This is a genomic window from Asticcacaulis sp. MM231, assembly GCF_964186625.1.
In the GTDB taxonomy this organism is placed as follows: Bacteria; Pseudomonadota; Alphaproteobacteria; order Caulobacterales; family Caulobacteraceae; genus Asticcacaulis.
The window spans coordinates 663,998-686,317 of sequence record NZ_OZ075108.1; the positions used below are offsets into that span (position 1 = coordinate 663,998).

24 protein-coding genes, 1 tRNA gene and 1 pseudogene are annotated in these 22,320 nt (G+C 59.9%); 10 read left to right on the forward strand and 16 right to left on the reverse strand.

Annotated elements, in window-relative coordinates; translation table 11 throughout:
* The first annotated feature begins 33 nt into the window (after positions 1-33).
* Positions 34-2,052 carry a TonB-dependent receptor domain-containing protein gene (locus ABQ278_RS03105; RefSeq protein WP_349321162.1) on the forward strand — a complete coding sequence of 673 codons (2,019 nt, stop codon included), beginning with the start codon at positions 34-36 and terminating at the stop codon, positions 2,050-2,052.
* On the opposite strand, the gene ABQ278_RS03110 is transcribed toward ABQ278_RS03105, so the two are convergent.
* A complete protein-coding gene (locus ABQ278_RS03110; protein WP_349321163.1) occupies positions 2,049-2,981 on the reverse strand; it encodes a sugar phosphate isomerase/epimerase in 933 nt (310 codons plus the stop codon). The genes ABQ278_RS03105 and ABQ278_RS03110 overlap by 4 nt on opposite strands.
* 133 nt (positions 2,982-3,114) lie before the next feature.
* Between ABQ278_RS03110 and ABQ278_RS03115 the strand changes: the two genes are divergently transcribed.
* Positions 3,115-5,262 (forward strand): exonuclease domain-containing protein, encoded by a 2,148-nt coding sequence (locus ABQ278_RS03115; RefSeq protein WP_349321164.1) that lies wholly within the window; start codon positions 3,115-3,117, stop codon positions 5,260-5,262.
* A gap of 86 nt (positions 5,263-5,348) precedes the next feature.
* Positions 5,349-5,879 carry an isochorismatase family cysteine hydrolase gene (locus ABQ278_RS03120; protein ID WP_349321165.1) on the forward strand — a complete coding sequence of 177 codons (531 nt, stop codon included), beginning with the start codon at positions 5,349-5,351 and terminating at the stop codon, positions 5,877-5,879.
* On the opposite strand, the gene ABQ278_RS03125 is transcribed toward ABQ278_RS03120, so the two are convergent.
* Positions 5,876-6,100, reverse strand: a complete 225-nt coding sequence (locus ABQ278_RS03125; RefSeq protein ID WP_349321166.1) for a hypothetical protein — start codon at positions 6,098-6,100, stop codon at positions 5,876-5,878. The two genes, ABQ278_RS03120 and ABQ278_RS03125, sit on opposite strands and share 4 nt — an antisense overlap.
* Positions 6,101-6,163: 63 nt before the next feature.
* Positions 6,164-6,553, reverse strand: coding sequence for a hypothetical protein (locus tag ABQ278_RS03130; protein WP_349321167.1), 390 nt, complete (start codon positions 6,551-6,553; stop codon positions 6,164-6,166).
* 147 nt (positions 6,554-6,700) lie between these two features.
* On the opposite strand from ABQ278_RS03130, the gene ABQ278_RS03135 reads away from it, so the two are divergent.
* Together ABQ278_RS03135 and ABQ278_RS03140 are read left to right on the forward strand one after the other, a co-directional pair.
* Positions 6,701-7,000, forward strand: coding sequence for an antibiotic biosynthesis monooxygenase (locus ABQ278_RS03135; protein ID WP_349321168.1), 300 nt, complete (start codon positions 6,701-6,703; stop codon positions 6,998-7,000).
* A gap of 67 nt (positions 7,001-7,067) precedes the next feature.
* Entirely contained in the window at positions 7,068-7,367 is a 300-nt protein-coding gene (locus tag ABQ278_RS03140) for a helix-turn-helix transcriptional regulator (protein ID WP_018081427.1), read from the forward strand.
* Here the strand turns inward: ABQ278_RS03140 and ABQ278_RS03145 are convergent.
* A complete protein-coding gene (locus tag ABQ278_RS03145) occupies positions 7,364-7,639 on the reverse strand; it encodes a hypothetical protein (RefSeq protein ID WP_349321169.1) in 276 nt (91 codons plus the stop codon). The genes ABQ278_RS03140 and ABQ278_RS03145 overlap by 4 nt on opposite strands.
* A 184-nt stretch (positions 7,640-7,823) precedes the next feature.
* Positions 7,824-7,899, reverse strand: a tRNA-Ala gene (locus tag ABQ278_RS03150).
* A gap of 121 nt (positions 7,900-8,020) precedes the next feature.
* Between ABQ278_RS03150 and ABQ278_RS03155 the strand changes: the two genes are divergently transcribed.
* Together ABQ278_RS03155 and ABQ278_RS03160 are read left to right on the forward strand one after the other, a co-directional pair.
* The gene (locus ABQ278_RS03155; RefSeq protein WP_349321170.1) at positions 8,021-8,326 is read left to right on the forward strand and encodes a YggT family protein; all 306 of its coding nucleotides are present in this window, start codon (positions 8,021-8,023) and stop codon (positions 8,324-8,326) included.
* A 6-nt stretch (positions 8,327-8,332) separates the two neighbouring features.
* A pseudogene (locus ABQ278_RS03160) lies at positions 8,333-8,606 on the forward strand (DUF167 family protein).
* Here the strand turns inward: ABQ278_RS03160 and ABQ278_RS03165 are convergent.
* The 10 genes from ABQ278_RS03165 to ABQ278_RS03210 form a co-directional block, all read right to left on the reverse strand.
* The gene (locus ABQ278_RS03165; protein WP_349321171.1) at positions 8,590-9,030 is read right to left on the reverse strand and encodes a hypothetical protein; all 441 of its coding nucleotides are present in this window, start codon (positions 9,028-9,030) and stop codon (positions 8,590-8,592) included. The pseudogene ABQ278_RS03160 and the gene ABQ278_RS03165 sit on opposite strands and share 17 nt — an antisense overlap.
* Before the next feature lie 130 nt (positions 9,031-9,160).
* A complete protein-coding gene (leuB, locus tag ABQ278_RS03170; protein WP_349321172.1) occupies positions 9,161-10,228 on the reverse strand; it encodes a 3-isopropylmalate dehydrogenase in 1,068 nt (355 codons plus the stop codon).
* Positions 10,228-10,821 carry a 3-isopropylmalate dehydratase small subunit gene (gene leuD, locus ABQ278_RS03175; protein ID WP_349321173.1) on the reverse strand — a complete coding sequence of 198 codons (594 nt, stop codon included), beginning with the start codon at positions 10,819-10,821 and terminating at the stop codon, positions 10,228-10,230. The genes leuB and leuD overlap by 1 nt, the downstream gene beginning before the upstream one ends.
* A 2-nt stretch (positions 10,822-10,823) precedes the next feature.
* Entirely contained in the window at positions 10,824-12,251 is a 1,428-nt protein-coding gene (gene leuC / locus ABQ278_RS03180; protein ID WP_349321174.1) for a 3-isopropylmalate dehydratase large subunit, read from the reverse strand.
* Positions 12,252-12,447: 196 nt separating this feature from the next.
* The gene (locus ABQ278_RS03185) at positions 12,448-13,392 is read right to left on the reverse strand and encodes a branched-chain amino acid transaminase (RefSeq protein ID WP_349321175.1); all 945 of its coding nucleotides are present in this window, start codon (positions 13,390-13,392) and stop codon (positions 12,448-12,450) included.
* 169 nt (positions 13,393-13,561) lie between these two features.
* Positions 13,562-13,840, reverse strand: coding sequence for an ACT domain-containing protein (locus ABQ278_RS03190; protein ID WP_018081418.1), 279 nt, complete (start codon positions 13,838-13,840; stop codon positions 13,562-13,564).
* The gene (gene ilvG, locus ABQ278_RS03195; RefSeq protein WP_349321176.1) at positions 13,818-15,503 is read right to left on the reverse strand and encodes an acetolactate synthase 2 catalytic subunit; all 1,686 of its coding nucleotides are present in this window, start codon (positions 15,501-15,503) and stop codon (positions 13,818-13,820) included. The genes ABQ278_RS03190 and ilvG overlap by 23 nt, the downstream gene beginning before the upstream one ends.
* A gap of 134 nt (positions 15,504-15,637) precedes the next feature.
* On the reverse strand, positions 15,638-16,645 hold the full coding sequence (gene ilvC, locus ABQ278_RS03200; protein ID WP_018081416.1) for a ketol-acid reductoisomerase: 1,008 nt from the start codon (positions 16,643-16,645) through the stop codon (positions 15,638-15,640).
* Between the two features lie 43 nt (positions 16,646-16,688).
* Positions 16,689-17,261, reverse strand: a complete 573-nt coding sequence (locus ABQ278_RS03205) for a dihydroxy-acid dehydratase (RefSeq protein ID WP_349321177.1) — start codon at positions 17,259-17,261, stop codon at positions 16,689-16,691.
* A 108-nt stretch (positions 17,262-17,369) separates the two neighbouring features.
* Positions 17,370-17,522, reverse strand: coding sequence for a hypothetical protein (locus tag ABQ278_RS03210; RefSeq protein ID WP_018081414.1), 153 nt, complete (start codon positions 17,520-17,522; stop codon positions 17,370-17,372).
* Positions 17,523-17,572: 50 nt separating this feature from the next.
* Between ABQ278_RS03210 and ABQ278_RS03215 the strand changes: the two genes are divergently transcribed.
* Complete coding sequence (locus ABQ278_RS03215) at positions 17,573-17,932, forward strand: hypothetical protein (protein WP_349321178.1); 360 nt, start codon at positions 17,573-17,575, stop codon at positions 17,930-17,932.
* Positions 17,853-18,812, forward strand: coding sequence for an alpha/beta hydrolase-fold protein (locus ABQ278_RS03220; RefSeq protein ID WP_349321179.1), 960 nt, complete (start codon positions 17,853-17,855; stop codon positions 18,810-18,812). Before ABQ278_RS03215 ends, ABQ278_RS03220 begins: the two co-directional genes overlap by 80 nt.
* Before the next feature lie 208 nt (positions 18,813-19,020).
* Here ABQ278_RS03220 and ABQ278_RS03225 read toward each other — a convergent pair whose 3' ends face one another.
* Positions 19,021-20,103: an IS5 family transposase gene (locus ABQ278_RS03225; RefSeq protein ID WP_349320966.1), complete on the reverse strand. Its 1,083-nt coding sequence runs from the start codon at positions 20,101-20,103 to the stop codon at positions 19,021-19,023.
* Positions 20,104-20,447: 344 nt separating this feature from the next.
* Here ABQ278_RS03225 and ilvD point away from each other — a divergent pair, with 344 nt between their 5' ends.
* On the forward strand, positions 20,448-22,313 hold the full coding sequence (gene ilvD / locus ABQ278_RS03230; protein WP_349321180.1) for a dihydroxy-acid dehydratase: 1,866 nt from the start codon (positions 20,448-20,450) through the stop codon (positions 22,311-22,313).
* Positions 22,314-22,320: the final 7 nt, after the last annotated feature.

Here is a 22,320-nt window from a genome sequence, read left to right on the forward strand (position 1 = left end):
GATGAGGAGCGCCTGTAACCGGCGGAGACGAGCATGACATACCTTGGACTTGGCCTGATCGCACTGGCCGGAATGGCGCAGGCCGAAGCGCCGACCGAGGTCATCGTCCGCGCCCATCGTTTCAGCGCCTATGTGGGTGATGCCGCTTTCAGCCGTGTCGATATCACGCGCGATGCGCTCCAGCGCGGCGCGGCAGCGGACCAGACCTTGAAAGACGCTGCGCAGGCCTCGCTGTTCCGCCGTTCCTCCAGCCTGACCGCCAACCCCACTGTGCAGGGCATGAGCCTGCGCGCCATTGCCCCTTCCGGCGCCGGTCGCGCTCTGGTGACGCTGGATGGTATTCCGCAGAACGACCCCTTCGGCGGCTGGGTGATCTGGGCCGCGCTTCCGCCTGAAGCCTTGAGCAGCGCCCACGTCGTGCGTGGCGCCGGTGGCGGCGCCTATGGTGCCGGCGCGCTGACCGGCGTGGCCGATCTGTCACTGGTGCCGCCGCAGGCCCTGCAGCCCTATGCCGAGGCCAGTCTCAGCGATAACGACAGTCATGTTTTTGCCGGTGGTTTTGCGGTCGGCGGTCTGGGCATCCACCTGCTTGACCAAACCCTGCACGGCGATGTGCCGGTGCACGGCAGCCAGCGCGGCGCGGCCGATGTCGAAACCTACGGCCGCGATAAAAGCGTGCTGGTCAATGGCCAGTGGACGGTGGGTGAGGGCGAGCTGTCGCTGCTGGCCGGCGGCTATGACAGCGTCCGCGAGACCGGCCTCAAAGGGGCTATGGCGCGCTCCAGAGGCGATCAGGTCAGCCTGGCCTATACACGCGCTCCGACAGCGGATCGCAACGGGTATCGTCTGCAAATCTGGCACAAGGATTCCGATCTCGCCAACCGCTCGGTCTCGGTGCAGGCGGGCCGCGTCGCGACCACGCTGGCCAATGATCAGGTCAAGACACCGGCCACAGGTAATGGCTTCAATGCCGCCATACGTCACCAAACGCCGAAATCAGAATGGGAGATCGGCATCGATGCCCGCACGGGCGATGGAGAGTCGCGCGAATATTACCGCTATATGGCGGGCGCGCCGACGCGCTATCGGGTGGCCGGTGGCGAGAACACCCTGATCGGTGTCTACGCTGAGGGCACGCGTTTTCGCGGCCTCCTGACCCTGACCGGTGCGCTGCGTGTCGATCAGTGGCGCACGTGCAACGCGCATCGCTATGAGACCGACCTGACCACCCATCTGCCGGTGCTCGAGCTCGCCCTGCCGGGCAAGGAACAGACCCTCGCCTCGGCGCGTCTTGGGCTGGCCTATGCGTTGACGCCGCAGTCGACGTGGCGTGTGGCGGCCTATAACGGTTTCCGGCCGCCCAGCCTCAATGAGCTTTACCGGCCGTTCCGCGTTGGCAACGATATCACCGAAGCCAATGCCGACCTGAAACCGGAAGCCCTGACAGGCGCCGAAATCGGCTGGCGCTTTGCCGGCGCGCGGCTATCGCTGGATAGCGATCTCTTCTACAATGTGGTAACCGATCCGATCACCAATGTGACGCTCGGTATTGGTCCTGGCACCTTCCCGCTGGCGGGTTTCGTGCCGGCCGGTGGCGCCTATCGCCAGCGCCAGAATGTCGGGGAGATCCGCGCCTATGGTATGGAAGCGCAAGGCCGCTATGTGCTTGGCGAACGGTTAAGCCTGACATCCTCCCTGACCGTGACCCATGCCCGCGTCGCCGGCGCGTCAGGCGCGGTCAATGGCAAGCAACCGGCGCAGGCGCCCGATTACAGCGCGTCCGTCGGCATGACGGGACGGCTGGCCAAGGTCGATTTGCGCGCCGATGTGGTGTTTGAAGGTCAGAGCTTTGAGGATGACCTTAATGCCCTGCCGCTAAAGGCTTACAGCAAGCTAAACCTGTCCGCCGGTTACGCCTTTACGCCCCATATGGGGATATCGGTGCGGGTTGATAATGCGCTTGATGCGGCGGTGCCAATCCAGCGCAGCAACGATGGCACGATCAACTACGATACTGGCCGCGCTGTCTGGCTGAGCCTGAGCTATCGTTAAAGTGAGGCGATAAAGGCGCGACTGTCTTTCAGCGATTCGATGGCCGGCTTGAGGAAGGGCGGTTCCTGCTCAACGAAATAGGTCTTCACGCCCAGCTCCTGCGCGGCGGCGAAGACGGGCTTCCAGTCTATCATGCCATGGCCGACTTCGGTTGAGCGGAAACCGGCGGCTTGCTTGTCGTCCCTGATCATGTCCTTGATGTGCAGCAGGTCGAGGCGATCGGCGTATTTTTTCATCGTGGTCACCGGATCGAGGCCGGCCACCGCCACCCAGCCGATGTCGAGTTCGGCGCGCAACTGCGCCGCCGGGGCCGCCGACATCAGGATGTCGTAGCCGGTCTGGCCGCCGCCCAGATCTTTGAATTCCATCGGGTGATTGTGATAGGCGAATTTCAGCCCGGCGCCGGTGACGATCGGTGCGATCTTCGCCATATGCTCGGCGTTCATCTTCCAGGCGTCGGCGGTCATGGCCTTGGTCATGCCGACGATCCAGTCGGAACCGGCGGGCAGGGGCGCCGGTGTCTTCGGTGACGAGCACACCAGCCATTCGGCGCCAAGCGCCAGGGCATCGGCGATATCGCGCTCCATATGATCGATCAGGCTGGGCATGTTGGTGTGGGCCGAACGAATTTTGAGGCCGGCGGCTTCGATGAAGGCCTTATACTCCACCGCCGTCTTGCCTTGGAGGCCGGCGGTCTCGACCACATCATAGCCTGCAGACTTGACGGCTTTCAGTGTGCCTGGAATATCCCTGGCCAGTTCGGCACCGACCGTCCAGAGCTGCATCCCGACCGGCCAGGTATCCAGCACGGATTTTGTTTTGGGCGCGGCGGTGTCGGTGGCCTTGCTGCACCCGGCCAGCAGGCCTGCGCTCAAAAGCGCCGCACTGCCGAACAGCATATGCCGACGTGAAGGGATGAAAGGGGTCATGGTATCTTCCTGCCTGTAGGTGCGATCTGTCGTCGCGTGACAGGAGAAAAGCACGAATTGTAATCGTGTACAATCGTTAACCGAGACATGTCCGTCTTGTTTTGTTGGACCGGAACATATATAGAACAGTCCTATGGCCCGTGACTTCATAACCCTGCCGCCGCTCTATTACCGAGATCATTTTCTGGAGATGATCGGCTTCGTGACGTCGGTCTATGGCGCCATGCTGGGTGAGGACGAACAGGCCTTTATCAGCCGTTTCGGTGAACTGGATGAATGGGCGCAATGCCTCTATATCCGCATGGTCAACCGCAAAAAGGTGGTCTTCTCGCCCGGTGACCTGGCCTATCAGGAGATCGGCGACCTGTGGGGTGGGCTCGATCAGTTACGCGAACATGGCTTCATCCGTGAGATTTGCGCGCAGGATTATCGCGCCTGTCTCGACGATCGCGCCAAGCCCGATCTGCACGATCTGGCGAAGGATCATGGGCTTGAGGTCAAATCCGGCTGGTCAAAACCAAAGCTCGCCGACCATCTCCACGCGCATCTGCCCTATGACACCTTCGCCTCCGGCTTCCTGCGTTCGGATCATCTTGTGCCGGAACACAAGGATACGCTCGGCTTCCTGCTCTATCTCTATTTCGGTCGCTTAAGCGACAACATGACCAGCTTCGCCCTGCGTGATCTCGGCGTGGTATCGGTGAAGGCGCGCGACAGCTATCAGGCGCGCTTCGATAATCTGCAAAGTGCGCGGGCCGGCTATTTTTATGCGCGGCAGTTACGGGCGTTGAAGCAGGGCGCGGACGCCAGAGCGCTGGCCGATAGCATTGACCAGTGGCCGTCGGCGGAGAGCGAAGCCAATCAAGGTTTGCGTGATACCTTGCTGCACCAGATCGGCCTGGTGTTTGAAAGGGGCAAGGATACGGCTCGCGCGCTCGACATCTATGCCCGTTCCGGCGCTTTCGAAAGCCACGAGCGCAGTGTTCGCCTTCTGTATGCTATGGGCGCGACCGAAGAGGTCAAGGCGCGGCTCGAAGCCATGCTGCAAAGCCCGGCGCATGATGAGGAATATATCTTCGCCAGCGATTTCTATGCCCGTAAGTTCGGCCAGCAACGCATGGGGATCTTCACCCATCTGCTGCGTTCGGCCGAGACGCTAGAGGTCGATGAACTGTTCCGCGGCGATGCCGAGTACGCCGCCATGCAGGCCTATGCCAAACAGGGCTGGACACCGTGGCACAGCGAAAATGATCTGTGGGCGGTGCTTTTTGGCCTGTTGTTCTGGGAAGAACTGTTTGAAAGCGCCGCAAGCTTTGGTTCGGATTTCGATTACCGGCCACAGAGCCTGAAAGATCGCACCTTCCACACGCGCTTTACAGATCGGATCGCGCAAAAACTGGCTTGGGCGCGCGCAGGTGAGGTGGCGGATTTCGTGCGCGATACGATCCGGCGTCACCATGGTGAAAGCAACGGGCTGTTTGTCTGGTTCAAGGGCCTGGAAGACCTGATCACTACCTTCCTAAACGCCGCCCCGCGCGACGCTGTGGCGGGTTTGCTGCAAAACATGGCCGAGGATTTTTATGGTTTACGCGATGGTTTCCCCGATCTGGTGCTGATCCGCGACGACGCGGTGCGCTTTGTCGAGATCAAGGGCGAGGGTGATTGCGTGCGCCGCCACCAGTTGGCGCGGCTGAACCTGCTGCGCGGTTTGGGGTTCGCGGCCGATATCTGCCGGGTCAGTTACCGCACCGATCCTGATCAGGTTTATGTTGTGGTCGATGTCGAAACCACCGGTGGCCGCCCGCCTAATGATCGCGTCACCGAGGTCGGCGCGGTCAAGGTGCAGCACGGTCGCGTCATCGGTGAGTGGTCGTCCCTGATCAATCCGGAAAAACGTATCCCCCAGTTCATCACCCAACTGACGGGAATCAGCAACGATATGGTGCGTGATGCGCCTAAATTCGCCGATATTGCCGACGACTTCGCAATGTTTATCGAAGGCGCCATATTTGTGGCGCATAATGCGACATTCGACCATGGGTTTATCGCCAGCGAGTTTCGTCGGTTGGAACGGTGTTTTCGCCACCCCAAATTGTGCACCTGCGCCTCGATGCGCAAACATTACCCCGGCCACGCCTCCTACGGCCTGGCCAATCTGTGCCGTGCGTTCAATATCGAGCTGAAAAATCACCATCGCGCCCTGGCGGATGCACGCGCTGCCGCCGAACTGCTTCATCTGATTAATGAAAAACGCCTCGAAGGCTTGTCATACTGCGCTTAAGTTGACTAAAAGAACTGATCCAACGCTGCCTAGAAACCTTATAAGACATATGAGCTAAGTTCTAAGCGCCTTGAAGAGGGGATTTCATGTCTGAAGAGTCGTCGCAGGTCTTGATTGTTATTGATGTGCAAAAAGGCTTTGTGACGCCACAATCTGAGCATGTGGTGACGGCGCTCGAGAACCTGCAATATGAGTTCGATTATGTCGTCTTCACCAAGTTCTACAACCCCGACCCGTCGCCGTTTCGCAAGCTGCTGAACTCTGGGTCCATGCCGCCACAAAGCCCGGAGACCGAACTGGCCCTGACGCCACGCGACGATGCCGTCATTATCAGCCGGCCGCTCTATAGCTGCGTTACCGAAGCCTTGCTGGTGCGGTTAAAAACCTGGGGTTTAAAAGAAGTCTTTATCGCCGGCATAGGCACGGAGACCTCCGTGCTCAAGTCGGTGACGGATTTGTTTGAGCTGAATATCCGCGCATGGGTTTTGAAGGATTTGTGCGCCAGCGAGAAGGGCGCCGAATTTCATGATCCGGCCATCGCGATCATGAGTCAACTCATCGGTCCGCAGCACATCATCACCTGCAATGGCACCGAGGCAAATATGGCGCGGAGTTAAGCGCCTTCCGACTCTTTAGGGTGCGGAAACAGACGGTTTTTTCCAGCCCAGATGCCGCCTAAAATGGCCAGAACGCCGATACCGGCCAACCCTGCCAGGGTCAGGCTGGTTTTGGGCATATTACGATAATTGATGAGAAGACGTTCTGCCTTCATGCTCAATGTGTCTTTCACCAGAGGCGCATAGGGGGCGGCCGTGGTCGGGGCGTCGATATAATCCATGATTCACCTGTGCGAAAAGCCGAACTCTAATAGCTGCTGGGGGGATCGCTGGCAGGGAAGCTGTCATCGATCATCGAGTTCGATCTGGTCTTCATCAAGACGGTCTCGCATGTCCTTGTCGCGCCGCAGATGGGTGCTATGCGGCGTGGTGCGGAAAAAACCCTTGAGGAAACCTTCGATAAAGTTGCTGACAATGGCAAGTGTGGTCGCATTGCCAGTCCCTGGTGCCTTGTAGCCCAGTGCAGCCTGTGTGGCGTTGACGGACTCGGCGTCGCTGATGGGCTCATCCGCCACATGATCGGGCTTGATAAGCGTCTCATCCGTGCCCTCAGGCGCGAAGGGATCGCTGGCCCCATGGCCTTGCGCCACCTCAGCCAAGGATGTGCCATCACCGGCATCAGGGGCTTGCGCACCAGCCTGATGGGTATCGCTGATATCTTTAAGATCGGGCATAAATGTCCTCCTGTTTGACGCTCAGTATAGACTCTGGCGGATAAGGACACGCTGGCGATCAGGCGCGCCTTGCGTAAGGTGTTGGTAAGCGGCTTGAGAAAATAGCCGCGCCATGACATAGAGGTGCGCCTCGCCACAGGAGCCCTCATGATCACTGAAATCGCCACCCTGCGTATTGATTCCGCCAAGTCGGCAGACTTTGAAGCCGCGGTTGCCGCCGCCGCGACCTATTTCAAGGCTGATGCCGGCTGTCATGGCATGTCGCTTGAAAAGGTGATCGAAGAGCCGGGCGTCTATAATCTGCGTGTCCTTTGGGAAACGGTCGAGGCCCATACGGTCGGCTTCCGCGACAGCGATAATTTCCAGCAATGGCGCGCCCTGGCCGGTCCTTTTTTCATCGAACCGCCGAAAGTTGTCCATTGTGAAACCGTCGGCAACTATTTCTGATACAATGAGGGCTTCCTAAGCGCGGCCTTACCCTTTATGGGTGACCGCAACTTATGAGATTCCAGTTATGAACGATACCCCGCAAGAACCCGCTCGCACCACACGCCTGTCGCTGCTGACCCCGCTCGAATTCGCCAAAATCGCCGATCTGGCCTGGCGCACCGATCCGCGCGGTTCGCTGGCCCGTCAGATCTCCGAAGCCATCGGCGTTTCGGAAAGCTCGATCGAGCGCTGGCTGAAAGATGAACGCCACCCGGCGCCGCCCGAACGCATCGCCGAGGCCCTGCGTCTGGCCGATAAACGCATGCATGAAAATTCCGACTTTCTCTACAAGGTCGCCATCACCCTGTCGCAAAATCCGGCTTAACGCCTGAAGATGATCCGCAGGGCCGTGGTCACCGCCACGGTCAGGCCGATACCTGCGATGACCGTCATGGCGATATTGAGCAGGTCGTCAGAATCTGGCTGCGTTTCCGGAACGCCTTCGGAGCCGCCAAGCGGACGTTTGGCCTGAAGTGGTGCTTCAGCGGGCATCCACTCCCAGATGCCGGGATATCGGCTCTCTGACTCCGGCATGTTGATATTGACCGACGGGACGCAGGCGGAGGACGGGCTAACGGGCAGGGACAACTTTGGCATGGGGTGCTCCAGATGGATGTGGAACCGAACGGCCATCATACGCCGATTTTAAAATAAGTCATCAATCTTGACGTTAACGTAATTCGACACGCGCGTCTGTACGTGGTGATATGGCGCAATTTTACGTGAGGCCGAAGACGATTGGCCGGGCCAGATATAGGGATTGGTGGGACCGAAGGCACGGTGGTGGAGCTATGCGGATTCGAACCGCAGACCTCCTCATTGCGAACGAGGCGCTCTACCAACTGAGCTATAGCCCCGTGCCGTTTCGATCCCGTGTTATTAAGGCAAGTTTGACCGCTGTCAAGCGCTCCTTAACTTGTAGTCGCTAGGAAATACCCTATATTGACATGAGTTTAACGCGCAGGGGCAACCGCACGCATGGCCGGATTTATTTTCTTTATCATCAATGGACTTTTTTCGTTTGTTATCTGGTCGTTGATCCTGAGCGCGATCCTGAGCTGGCTGGTGGCCTTCAACATTATCAATACCCGTAACCGCGCCATGTACATGGTCATGGACATCCTTGACCGGATCACGACGCCAATTCTGGCGCCCTTCCGTATGCTGATCCCGCCGATGGGCGGCCTCGATATCAGCTTTATCGTCGCCTTCCTGGTGATCAAGGGTATGCAGATCTATCTGCTGCCGCCGGCCTACATGACCCTGCAGCAACTGATCGGCTAAGCCCTTATGCGGCTTTATGTGCGCCTGACACCGAAGTCGTCGGTCGAACGAATTCGATGGCTGGGATATGGACGACAAGGGGCGGCGTTTTCTGAAAGTTCGGGTGCGCGCCGCGCCGATCGAAGGCAAGGCCAATGAAGCGCTGATCGCCTTTCTCGCCAAGAGCCTGAAGGTGCCGAAATCACGGCTTACCCTGGTGACGGGCGACACGGCGCGCCTCAAGCAGATTGATATTGATGGCCTTGATGAAGCGGCTTTAGCGATTAGTTTTCCAGATTAGGCATGCCCAGAATACATATGCGATTGTCGGCGCTTAAGGCGGGTATATCGAACGGGCCAAGGGTAGCCCCTCCGAGCTGAATAAACAGCGTGTTGTCGTGGCTGAGCGCATCGACCAGGTCCTGCGAAGCCGGCAGGGCCACTTGGGTTGCATCGGTCACGCCGTAGCCTTTAAAACTACTGCCCTCGGTCATGATGACGAAGGGCGTATACCAGTCACGCGGCAGGTTCAGGGTATCCACCGTGATCGCCAGTCGAAGATCGCCTTGTGTCGTCTTGTCGAGCACGATCAGTGTGTCGAGTTGAGGCTCCAGACTGACGCTGCACGTCGTCTCATCGCCGACCATGCGCCATACCGGCGCCGCCTGGCACGGCAGGGCAGTCAGCCCTAAGAGAGCGATGGCTGATAGAACTAAACCTCTCATTCGCCTCCCTTCCACGATTGCGCAATGCACCAAGGTTAGCGTGCGTCCTTGCCGCTCGCCAGACAAAAATAAGGGTTCCAGAGCCGAAGCCCTGAAACCCAAGTCTACCTTTGCGAGGTATGCGAAGACTTTACGCGGCGACTGTGGCGCTTTCACGAATTTGAGCGTTGATCGCCGCAGAAACCTGCGAACCGGAGGCGGTGCCGCCGAGATCGCGCGTCAGCACGCCCTTTTCGACCACGGCATCAATAGCCGCGTCGAGTGCGTCAGCTTCTGTCAGCAGATTGAGCGAGAAGCGCAGCAGCATGGCGACGGACTTGAGGGTGCCGATCGGGTTGGCGAGATCCTTGCCGGCGATATCCGGGGCGGAACCGTGGATCGGCTCATAAAGACCCTGACCGGTAGCGCCCAGCGAAGCGGAGCCCAGCAGGCCGATCGATCCCGGCAGAACCGAGGCGAGGTCGGAGAGAATGTCGCCGAACATGTTCTCGGTTACCACCACGTCGAACGAGGTCGGGCGGGTGACGAGGTGCATGGCCATGGAATCGACCAGGGCGTGCTCCAGATCGACGTCCGAATACTCTTCCTTATGCAGGCGGATGACGGTTTCGCGCCACAGGCGGCTGGTCTCGATGACATTGGCCTTATCGACGCTGGTCACCTTGTTGCGGCGCTTGCGGGCGGCTTCAAAAGCGACGCGGGCGACGCGCTCTACTTCAGCGACCGTATAGACGCACTCGTCGGTGGCGGTGGTCTCGGTGCGCGTCTGCTTGCCGAAATAGAGGCCGCCGGTCAGTTCGCGCACGATCAGCATGTCAGCGCCTTCGACGACCTCACGCTTGAGCGGCGAACGGTGCACCTGTGAGGCCTTGACGTCCATCGGGCGGAGGTTGGCGAACAGGCCCATGGCCTTGCGCACGGCCAGCAGGCCCTGTTCGGGGCGTTGCTTGCCTAAGTCCCACTTCGGGCCGCCAACGGCGCCGAGGATCACAGCGTCAGCCGCGCGGCAGGCCTTGTCGGTGTCTTCGGGGTAGGGGTTGTTGTCGGTATCGATGGCGATGCCGCCGATGCGCTTTTCGTCGAAATTGAAGGTGTGGCCGTAGACCTCGCCGATGACCTTCATGGCCGATACGCCGGCAGCGGCGACTTCGGGACCGATGCCGTCACCCGGCAGGACGACGATATTAAAACTGCCCATTATGCGGCTTCCTTGTTGTTGGCTTTCTCGTAGGCTTCGATGGCAGGCAGGCGCTTCAGCACCCAGCCCATGGCGTCAACGCCTTCCAGCAGACACTGGCGGGCGAATTCCTCGACCTGGAAGGTGAAGACGGTGCCGTCTTCCAGGGTCAGGGCGCAGGTTTCCAGATCGATGGTGACGCGCTGCTGCGGGTTGGCGAGCAGCTTGTCATAGGTCACCTTGTCGACGACGACCGGCAGCAGGCCGTTCTTCAGGCTGTTCGACTTGAAGATGTCGGCGATCTCGGTCGAGATGACGGCCCTGAAGCCGTAATCCATCAGCGCCCACGGGGCGTGTTCGCGCGAGGAGCCGCAGCCGAGATTGTTGCCGGCCACCAGCACCTGGTGCTCGCTGGCATCGATGGTGTTGAGGATGAAATCCTTGTTCGAACCATCGGCGTTGTAGCGCCAGTCATTGAAGGCCACCTTGCCCAGACCGGCCTTGGTGGTCGTGGTCAGGAAGCGGGCAGGGATGATCTGATCGGTGTCGATATTGGCTTCCGGCAGAACGACGATGCGCGACGAAAAGCTGTTGTTGGATTCTTGATTGCTCATCTTTATGCGCTTTCCAGAGCCATGAATTGACGGGGATCGGCGACATGGCCGGCGATGGCCGAGGCGGCAGCGGTGGCCGGCGACGCCAGTACGGTGCGCGAACCGGGGCCCTGACGGCCTTCGAAATTACGGTTCGAAGTCGAGACGGCCAGTTGGCCCGGCAGGACGAAATCGCCGTTCATGGCGATGCACATCGAGCAGCCCGGCAGACGCCATTCGGCGCCGGCATCGGTGAAGATCTTGTCGAGACCTTCCTTTTCGGCCTCAAGACGAACCCACTCAGACCCCGGCACGACGAGGGCGCGAACGCCCGCGGCGACCTTGCGGCCCTTGAAGATATCGGCGGCGGCGCGCAGGTCGGACATACGGCCATTGGTGCAGGAACCGATGAAGACGACGTCAACCTTGGCGGCGCTTCGCGAGTCTCCACCTTTCAGGCCCATATATTTCAGGGCGCGTTCTTCGTCTTCGGTGTGTGCCAGCGGCACGCCCTTGACGATGGGGGCGCCCTGGTCAGGCGAGGTGCCCCAGGTCGCCATCGGCTCGATGCTTGAGCCGTCGATACGGATTTCCTTGTCGAAGGTGGCGCCTTCGTCGGAGGCCAGCTTGAGCCATTCAGCAGCGGCGGCATCGTAGTCGGCGCCTTGCGGTACATATTCGCGACCACGCAACCATTCGACCGTCTTGGCGTCAGGGGCGATCATGCCGCAGCGGGCGCCGGCTTCGATCGAGAGGTTACAGACCGTCATGCGGCCTTCCATGTCGAGCGCTTCGATGACCGGGCCGGCATATTCCAGCGCGTAGCCGGTGCCGCCGGAGAAGCCGAGCGTGGCGATAATGGTCAGGGCAACGTCCTTGCCGGTCACGCCGGGCTGGAGCTTGCCGTCAACAGTGATGCGCATGGTCTTGGGCTTGCGCTGGGCCAGGCACTGGGTGGCCAGAACGTGGCCGACTTCCGAGGTGCCGATTCCAAATGCGATACAGCCGAAGGCGCCGTGGGTCGAGGTGTGCGAGTCGCCGCAGACGACCGTGTAACCCGGACGTGTCAGACCCATTTCCGGCCCGATGACGTGGACAACGCCGCGGTTTTCGGCGTCATAGCCGAACAGGCGCACGCCGTTCTTCGCTGCGTTGTCTTCCAGCGTATGGACCTGAATCTCCGCTTGCGCCGTGATGTAGGGGCGGTTGCCATCGGCGTCGGGGCGCAGGGTGGGAATGGAGTGATCCAGCGTGGCGAAGGTGCGATCCGGGCGGCGGACCTTGAGGCCGCGGGCTTCCAGTTCGGAAAAGGCCTGCGGGCTCGTGACTTCGTGGACCAGGTGCAGGTCGATATAGAGCACGGCGGGGCTGGTGGCGCCCTCCGGCTCGACGACGTGCGCGTCCCATACTTTTTCAAACAGCGACTTTGGAGGGCTAGATTGGGCGGTCATGGTTTCGTCTCGTTATTTAAAGGAAGCAAGACGCCCCACCACTACGCCGCAAGGGCGGCGCGGTCCCCCTCCCCGACAAGTCGGGGAGGTATAAGATTAGCTTTTCCTATATCTCCCCAGCTAGCTGGGGAGGGGGACCGCACGACGCCGAGCGTGCTCGGCTAGATGCGGTGGTGGGGTTTCTTACTTTAAAAGTTTACTCAGCCGGAACAGTGGCCTCGATCGGGTCGAGCCAGCCGAAGCGGTCTTCCGTCGTGCCGTTGAACAGGCCGTGGAACAGGGTCATCAGGCGCTTGGTGACCTTGCCCGGACCGGCGGCGCGGGTCGGGATGTCGTCCACCGAGCGGATCGGGGTGATCTCGGCGGCTGTGCCGCACATGAAGACCTCGTCGGCGAGGTACAGCATTTCGCGCGGCAGGGCCTGTTCGATGACTTCGATGCCATCGGCCTTGGCCAGCTTGATGATCGAGTCGCGCGTAATGCCACCCAGGATGGAGGCGGCGACCGGCGGGGTGTGGATCTTGCCGTTCATGATCAGGAACAGGTTTTCGCCAGCGCCTTCCGACAGGCGGCCATCGGTGCCGAGGCCCAGACCCTCGGCATAGCCACGGCCGCGTGCTTCCTTGCCGATCAGGTAGGACGACAGGTAGTTGCCGCCCATCTTGGCCGCGTTGGGGATGGTGTTCGGTGCGGCGCGCTGCCACGAAGACACGCAGACGTCGACGCCCTTGGTCAGGCCTTCTTCGCCGAGATAAGCGCCCCATGGGAAGGCGGCGACAGCGAAGTCGACCTTGATGTTGTCGCCCTTCGGCGTGACGCCCAAGCCATTTTCACCGAGGAAAGCGACCGGACGCCAGTAGGCGCTCTTTAAGCCGTTGGCGGTCAGGGTGTCCTTACAGGCCTGAATCATTTGATCCAAAGTGTAGGGGATGTTGATACCGTAGATGCGGGCGGAATCTTCCAGGCGCTGCAAGTGGTCGCGCAGGCGGAAACCGACGGAGCCATGCGGGGTTTCGTAGGCGCGGATGCCTTCGAAGACCGAGGTGCCGTAGTGCAGGGCATGAGTGAGGACGTGGACCTTGGCGTCTTCCCAGTTGAGAAGTTGGCCGTTCATCCAGATTTTATCAGCGAGTTTGGTCATGTGTTTCAGCAATCTTGAATAGGTTCGAATTGGGAACTCTGTACGCCTTTTCACAGGCGCCAAAAAGAGGGGTTTTGCTAAGGCGTGGCAAAACCGCATACTTGCCCGGGGCCGCGACCACGGCCCCGATACCCCAAATCCCCAATGCTTGATGTCATCGCGTGAGGGTTCATGCGCTGACCTTATTCTTTATGGCCGATGTCGTGACGCCGCGCGGATCGGCGCTCAGGCGCCTGATGCCGTAGAGGCGGTCGATCTGAAGCCCAAGTGTTTCGAGATTGCGCGAGGCTTCACGCGGACGCAGCGTCAGCGACAGGCCGCGCTTGTCCTCACCGAGATCATAAAGCTCAGCGCCATCGATGTTGAAACCCCGGCGCTCCACGAGCCCTAAGATACGCAGCAGGGAGCCTTCCAGGCGATCCAGCTCAATATGAATCAAGTGGTTCATCCCAACGCTCCTCCATCATTTCCGCATTCGACGCGCCCGGCGGCACAAGCGGCCAGACGTTTTCGCGGGGATCAATCAAAACATGCAACAGGGTCGGACCCTCGGCGGCCAGCAGCTTGTCCAGCGCACCCTCGACCTCATGGCGATGGGTGATGCGGAAGGCTGAGAGACCAAACGCCTTGGCGACCTCGACGAAATCGGGATTATCCGACAGGTCGATTTCACTGTAATTTTCCTGGTAGAACAGTTCCTGCCACTGGCGCACCAGGCCGAGTGAGGAGTTGTCCAAAAGAACGATCTTCAGAGGGATGTTATAGCGGTTAAGCGTCGCCATCTCCTGAATGTTCATCATAAAGCTGCCGTCGCCGGAAATGGTGACGACGTGGTGATCCGGGCGCGCCAGCTTGGCGCCGACACCGGCCGGCAGGCCATAGCCCATGGCGCCGGAACCGCCCGAGGTCAGGTGGCCGCGATTGTGGGCGAACTCGCAGTGCTGCGCCACCCACATCTGGTGCTGGCCAACGTCACAGGCGGCGACGAACTTGTCGCCGGCCTTTTCCGACAGCGATTTCAGCAGGCCGGGCGCATAGACGCCCTTGCCGGGAGCATTGTACTTGAAGCGGTGCTCCCACTTGTCGGCCTTGCACTTCTCAACCCACTTCTGGATACCTGAAACCTTGGGGTTCAGGGCTTTCAACGCGGCTTTCAGATCGCCGACCACGGCGACATCGGCATGGCGCAGCTTGCTGATCTCCGCCGGATCGATATCAAAATGGATGACCTTGGCGTTGGGCGCGAAGGCGTTGAGCTTGCCGGTGGCGCGGTCGTCGAAACGCGCGCCCAAGGCGATCAAAAGATCCGTTTCCTGAACAGCGGTATTGGCGGCGCGTGTGCCGTGCATACCCAGCATACCGAGCGCCAGATCGTGCGTGGTCGGCAGCGTGCCGAGGCCCTTGAGGGTCGAGACGACGGGGATGCCGGTGCGGGCGACAAAATCGCGCAGTTCCTGGGTGGCATTGGCCATTTCAACGCCGCCGCCGATATAGAGCAGGGGCTGTTTGGCGGCTTCAATCATTTTCGCGGCGGCTTCGATCGACTTCGGATCGGCGGCCGGCGGTGTCCAGGTCGGGAAGGTGGCGACCGATGAGACCTCGACCTTCGAGGCGGCGACGTCCTTCGGAATATCGATCAGGACCGGACCGGGGCGACCCTCGACGGCGATGGCGAAGGCCTCGGCGATGATGGCGGGAATGTCGGCGGCATCGCGGACCAGCCACGAGTGCTTGACGATCGGCAGGCAGATGCCGAGGATATCTACTTCCTGGAAGCCGTCCGTGCCCATCAGGTGCGTGGCGACCTGGCCCGTGATGCAGACGAGCGGGACTGAGTCCATATAGGCGTTGGCAATGCCGGTGATCAGGTTGGTGGCGCCGGGGCCGGAGGTGGCCATGCAGACGCCGACGCCGCCGGTCGAACGCGCATAGGCGTCAGCGGCAAATGCCGCACCCTGCTCATGGCGGACCAGAATGTGCTTCAGGCCGGAACCAGCCAAGGCGTCGTAGATGGGCATGATGGCGCCGCCCGGATAGCCGAACACGGTCTCGACCCCCAACGCTTTCAGCGTGGAGATGACCAGTTGGGCGCCTGTGGGTTGGTTGCTCATCTTATCTTACTCGGTGTGTGTGACTTGGTAGATCTTCTCCCCATGAAGAGAAGAAGGGTGGCGACGGACCCGCCTAGGTCCGCCGCCGCTGTCGGATTGAAACCCGATCAATCCTGACGTTCTTTTATCGATGCTTACGCCTCGACATTGGCCTTGTTCTGCAGCCAGCTCATGCGCGAACGCAGATCCTTGCCGACCACTTCGATCGGGTGCTCCAGATCCTGACGCATCAGGGCGTTGTAGCGCGGACGGCCGGCCATGTTTTCCAGAATCCAGTCGCGGGCGAAGTCGCCCGACTGGATGTCGGCCAGCACTTCTTCCATGCGTTCGCGGGTTTCTTCGTTGATGATGCGCGGGCCGGAGACCAGGTCGCCGTACTTGCAGGTTTCCGAAACGAAGGAGTGCATCTTGGCGAAGCCGCCTTCATACAGCAGGTCAACGATCAGCTTCAGTTCATGCAGAACTTCGAAGTAGGCGATTTCCGGACGGTAGCCGGCGTTCACCAGGGTCTCGAAGCCCATCAGAACCAGCTCGGTGGTGCCACCGCACAGGACGGCCTGTTCGCCGAACAGATCGGTTTCGGTTTCTTCCTTGAAGGTGGTCTCGATCACGCCACCGATGGTGCCGCCGATGCCACGGGCATAACCCAGCGCCTTGCGCGAAGCCTGGCCGGTGACGTCACGGTCAACGGCGAACAGCGACGGCACGCCGCGGCCGCGTTGATATTCGCGACGGACCAGATCGCCGGGGCCCTTGGGCGCAACCAGGATGACGTCGAGGTCGGCGCGGGCGATGACGCGGCCGTAAAGCACCGAGAAGCCGTGGGCGAACAGCAGGGCGGCGCCCTTCGGGGCGTGCTTTTCGATGATGTTCGAGTAGATTTCGGCGTGGCTCATGTCCGGGGTCAGGATGGCGATGATGGTCGCGTCCTTGACGGCGTCGGCGATCTCGGCAGTTTGCAGACCGTCGTGCTTGGCCTTTTCCTCACCCGAACCACCGGCGCGGACACCGACGATCACGTCGGCGCCGGAATCGCGCAGGTTCTGGGCATGGGCGCGGCCCTGGCTGCCATAGCCGATGATGGCGATGCGCTCACCCTTCAGGCTGTCGGGGGAAACGTCGTCATTCGTATAGATCTTCACAGTAGGCTCCGTAGTCTTTTTAAGTAGAAGGATTGGGATGGGATCAGGCGCCGAACATGCGGGCGTAACGTTCGCCGGGGGCGAAGGATTTCGGCGCATGGGCGTTGAAGGTTTGAGCGCCCTTGGCCGCGTCGTCGCTCATCAGGTCGATGCGGCGGGCGGCAAGGTCGATGTGGATGGTGTCGCCGTTACGCACCAGCGCGATGGGGCCACCGGCGGCGGCCGAAGGCGCGACATTGGCGATGACGCGGGCCATGTAGCCGTTGGTGGCGTGGCCAACGCGGCTGTCGGTGATGATGCTGACCTCGGCCAGCCCCATGATATCCAGCGACCGGCTGATGGCCGTCAGGGCCTCGGTGGAGGCGCCGCGCATGATGATGATGTCGCCGTCGGTGATGTCACCGGCCATGATCGCGTCCTGTGCCGCTTCGGCATGACCGAAAACACGGGCCGTGCAATCGAACGCAGCCTCGAACATATCGGTGCGGATGACGCAGCCTTCGGGCGCCAGAGTGCCGTGCATAATCGCGAAACCACCCGTTTGCGCGCCTACAAGTGCGCCGGCGCCGTAAAACGGAGCGGAGGTCTCTTGCTTTCTCAGGGGCTGGATGGTCACGATAAACTCTCTTTTCAGGTGCGTCTGGGTTTAGATGTGCGAAAAAATCCCGCTCGGATCAGGAGCGGGAGGATGTTGATCCTCAAAGTGCGGGTGTTTAAACCTGCGCTACCACTCCGGAAGCATGGGGCGTACAATTACGCCCCCAATAAGCAGCGATACGAGGTCGAGTACGATGACAGCCATGGCAAAAGAAACAGCCAGAGCGATAAGCTCTTGCGTCTTGTCTTGCTTCAGGGTGATGGCCTTGGCCATGGTCATGGAACCGCTCCGCGCTGCCCGGTGTGGGTGCGTTGAAGCCATATAGTCAGATGTTTTTGAAAATTGCAAAGGAAAAATTGGAAAAATTTTCCTGCATTTCAAGCTATTACGGCATTGCAGCAAAACAATTTGCCTTCAATCGGGCATTTGCGGGCGAATTATTTCTATTTAAGGCGCTGAATCACGAAAAAGCGCGGCAGTCCGGCGGAAAAATCGCAACAATCTGTCCCCACGCAGAAATAACCATAACGCTGCGGAAAGCGCCCTCCCTTGCCAAGCGGGGCGCGAGGTCTATCATGCCTATGCCTTATAAAAATAAAAGGGAGCTCCATGAAACTGATCGTCGCTGCGATTCTGAGCCTGTTTATCTCGTCTCAGGCCACGGCCGAAACGCCGCGAAAGCCGGGTGATTATCCGCTCGGCCCTGACTCTGAGGTCAAGGCGGTGCCGCATGGCCAGGTCATCGGGCCGGTCGAGTTTCACGCCAAAGCCTTTCCTGGCACGGTGCGCCGCTACTGGGTCTATGTGCCGGCCGGCTATGACGTCAAACGTCCGGCCAATCTCTTGGTGTTTCAAGACGGCCAGCGCGCGCTCAATCCCGGCGGTCCGCTGCGCGTCAATACCGTGCTGGACAATCTGATCGCCGAAGGTGCTATCCCGCCCACGATCGGCGTCTTCGTCACGCCCGGCAATCTCAGCGAACGCTATCCGGATAATCTCGGCATGAGCAATCCCGATCATCGTGCCAGGGAATATGACGCGGTGGGCGATGACTATGGCCGGATGCTGATCGAGGAGCTTTTGCCCGAGGTGGCGAAGACCTATGCCTTTTCGAGCGATCCGAAGAAACGCGTCATCGGCGGCACCTCCTCTGGAGCTATCGCCGCCTTTACCGTGGCGTGGAATCACCCGGAAGCGTTTGGCAATGTCATCAGCCTGATCGGCTCCTATACGTCGATCGGTATGCATCCGGCGACGGCGACCGCGCCCTTTGTTCCCGGCGGTGACATCTATCCCGGCCTGATCCGCAAATCGAAGATCCGGCCCTTGCGCCTCTTCATCCAGGATGGTTCGAACGATCTCGACAACGAACACGGCAACTGGTTCCTGTCCAATCAGCAGATGGTGAAGTCACTGGAATGGGCCAATGCCAATGCTGACCCATGGAAGCTGGGACCAGCGCGCTATGACCTGAAATATGTCTGGGGCGATGGCAGCCATTCCGACCAGCACGGAGGCGCGATGCTGCCGGATATTCTGCGGTGGATCTGGCGCGATGATGTGAAGTAAGGCCACCCACAGATGACACAGATTTTTAGAAAGAGAAAGAATCCACAGATAAGCACAGATAGCCCGTTAGGAGGTGGCTGGGACTAACAGTCTGCTGAAAAAGGCTTTGCCTTTGGCCTTTCCGCATTTTTGCGTAAGTCTCTTGGTCTTTTATGTGTCTTCATTCGTTGTTGTTTTTGTTGCTTTCCTAAATTTAGACGGACCCCTCCTATGCGGTTAGCAACTTGGGTATCCGGATGAGGTTGTAGGCTATGAGATTGAGCAGAAAATCTCCAGCTACAGCTTCAAGGCCGCGATGCTTTGTCTTACGCATCGTGCCGTGCTGCTTGCCCCAACCGAAGATGCACTCGATCATCTTTCGCCGGGTCTGTGACATTGCGTAGCCATCGCTGGCGGCCGTTTCATCGTCGATGATGGTCGTTCTGGTCTTGCCGGTTTTAGTCGTGGCGTTATTACGGGCGACATGCGGCTCCACGCCAAGATTGCGTAAGGCTTCGCCATGTGCAGCGACATCATAAGCCTTGTCTTCGCCTACGGTCGCCGGCTTGCCGGTGTGCTTGACCCTAACCGCCAGCATGGCTTCGGATGCCTCGCGCTCGGCCGTGCCGGTGGCTTGGGTGACAACGCTACCAACCGCCAGTCCGTTGCGGTTCTCCATCAGCGCGTGGCCCATGTAGCACAGCTTCGCTTCACGGCCCTGAGCCTTGCGGTACAAGCGGCTGTCGCCATCGGTCGTCGAGACGTGGGTGTCATTGCCGCGTTTCTGATTATGGAAGTCAGACCCGTCCGTATCGTCCGGCCCGTCCTTCGGCTTGAAGCTCTTGAACGAAGCCCAGGCTTCAATCAGCGTGCCATCCACTGAGAAATGCTCGTCCGAGAGTAAGGGCGTAACCTTTGGGTGGCACAGCAAGGCCGTCATGAACTTCGTAAAAACATCACCCTTCTGCAGGCGCTCACGGTTCTTGGTGAATGTCGTCGCCACCCACACAGCCGCGTCGGGTGACAAGCCCACGAACCATCGAAACAGAAGGTTGTAATCCAACTGCTCCATCAACTGGCGTTCCGAGCGGACGCCGTAGAACACCTGCAGAAGCAAGGCGCTCAGTAACTGTTCCGGTGGAATGGAAGGGCGCCCTTCCTCAGAATACATCGCCGAAAAGTCCGCGTTCAGGTCGACCAGAACCGCGCGAACCAACTCACGAACCTTGCGAAGAGGATGCGTATCCGGAACGCGTTCTTCCAACGATATGTACGAAAATAATCCGCCCTGATCCCGAAACTCGCCACGCATTGGTTCCTCCTTCTCGCTCAAGAAGGGAATCACGGCAAAATCAAAATGACCAGAGGTTTTTCAGCAGACTGCTAAAGCTTATTGAGCGCCTTTGGCGCTCGGACGGCACGAACAAAGAGTCACCATCCCCTAGCACACGCTCTGACCATCTGCTTATCTGGCTTATCTGTGGATTCCTTCCCTTCCTGATCCTTCCTCTAAATCTGTGCAATCTGTGGACCGCTTTTCTTCACTCCACCTCAAAGCCATCGCAAAAATCATTGCCTAAAACCGCATGAGGCCTATATAGAGCCTCATCCCGCAAAGCCTTGTTTCTCTTATATTTGCTTACACAGGTAACGACCATGCCCGCTTTACGCTCCCGCACCACCACCTTTGGCCGCAACATGGCGGGCGCACGGGCGCTCTGGCGCGCGACCGGCATGAAGAACGAAGACTTCTCTAAGCCGATCATCGCGGTGGTCAATTCCTTCACCCAATTCGTACCCGGCCACGTCCACCTGAAGGACCTGGGCCAGCTTGTGGCGCGTGAGATTGAAAAGGCCGGCGGCGTCGCCAAGGAATTCAACACCATCGCGGTTGATGACGGCATCGCCATGGGCCACGGCGGCATGTTGTACAGCCTGCCGTCGCGCGATCTGATCGCCAACTCGGTGGAATACATGGTCAACGCCCACTGTGCCGACGCCATGGTCTGTATCTCCAATTGCGACAAGATCACGCCGGGCATGCTCAATGCCGCCCTGCGCATCAATATCCCCGTCATCTTCGTCTCCGGCGGCCCGATGGAAGCCGGCAAGGTGGTCTGGCCCGACGAGAACGGCGTGGCCAAAATGCACGCGCTCGATCTGGTCGACGCCATGATGCAGGCCGGTGATGAACGCATTTCCGACGCGCAGGTGCAAGCCGTTGAAGAGGCCGCCTGTCCGACCTGCGGGTCGTGCTCCGGCATGTTTACCGCCAACTCGATGAACTGCCTGACCGAAGCGCTGGGCCTTTCGCTGCCGGGTAACGGCACCACGCTTGCCACCCACTCCGACCGCGAGCGCCTGTTCTGCGAAGCCGGCCGCACCATCGTCGATCTGTGCGAGCGCTGGTACGATCAGGATGACGCCAGCGTGTTGCCGCGTTCTATCGCCACGCGCGAAGCCTTTGAAAATGCCATGACGCTCGACGTCGCCATGGGCGGTTCGACCAACACCGTGCTGCACATCCTCGCCGCTGCTCAGGAAGCCGGCGTCGATTTCACCATGGCCGATATCGACCGGATTTCACGCAAGACGCCCTGCATCTGCAAGGTGGCGCCGGCCTCGGCCGATGTGCATATTGAGGACGTTCACCGCGCCGGTGGCATTGTCGGGATCCTGGGCGAACTGCACCGCGGCGGCCTGATCCATGGCGAACTGCCGACCATTCACAGCCCCTCGATGGCGGCGGCGCTGGCGCACTGGGACATCAAGTCTTCCAACGATTCTTCGGTGGCTGAGTTCTTCAAGGCGGCGCCGGGCGGCGTGCGCACCACCCAGGCCTTCTCGCAATCTAAGCGCTGGGATGATCTCGATACCAACCGCCAGTCGGGCGTGATCCGCTCGGTCGAAAACGCCTTCACCAAGGATGGCGGGCTGGCGGTACTTTACGGCAATATCGCCGAAAAAGGCTGTATCGTGAAGACGGCCGGAGTTGATGAATCGATCTGGAAGTTTACCGGCAAGGCGCGTGTGTTTGAATCCCAGGACACGGCGACGACGGCGATCCTCAACAACCAGATCGAGGCTGGCGATGTGGTGGTGATCCGCTACGAAGGCCCCAAGGGCGGACCGGGCATGCAGGAAATGCTCTATCCGACCACCTATCTGAAATCCAAGGGCCTGGGCAAGGCCTGCGCGCTTCTGACCGATGGCCGTTTCTCTGGCGGCACGTCAGGCCTTTCCATCGGTCACGCTTCGCCGGAAGCGGCCGCCGGCGGTCTGATCGCGCTGGTGGAAGATGGCGATTCTATCGAGATCGACATCCCTAACCGCACCATCCATCTGGTGCTGTCGGATCGTGAGATCGCCGAGCGCCGCGCTGCCGAGGAACATCGTGGTGAGGATGCCTATACGCCGAAGAACCGCGAACGTTATGTCTCGACGGCGCTCAAGGCCTATGCCGCCATGGTCACCTCGGCCGATACCGGCGCCGTGCGCGATCTCAGCCTGTTGAAGCGCTGATCTTAAC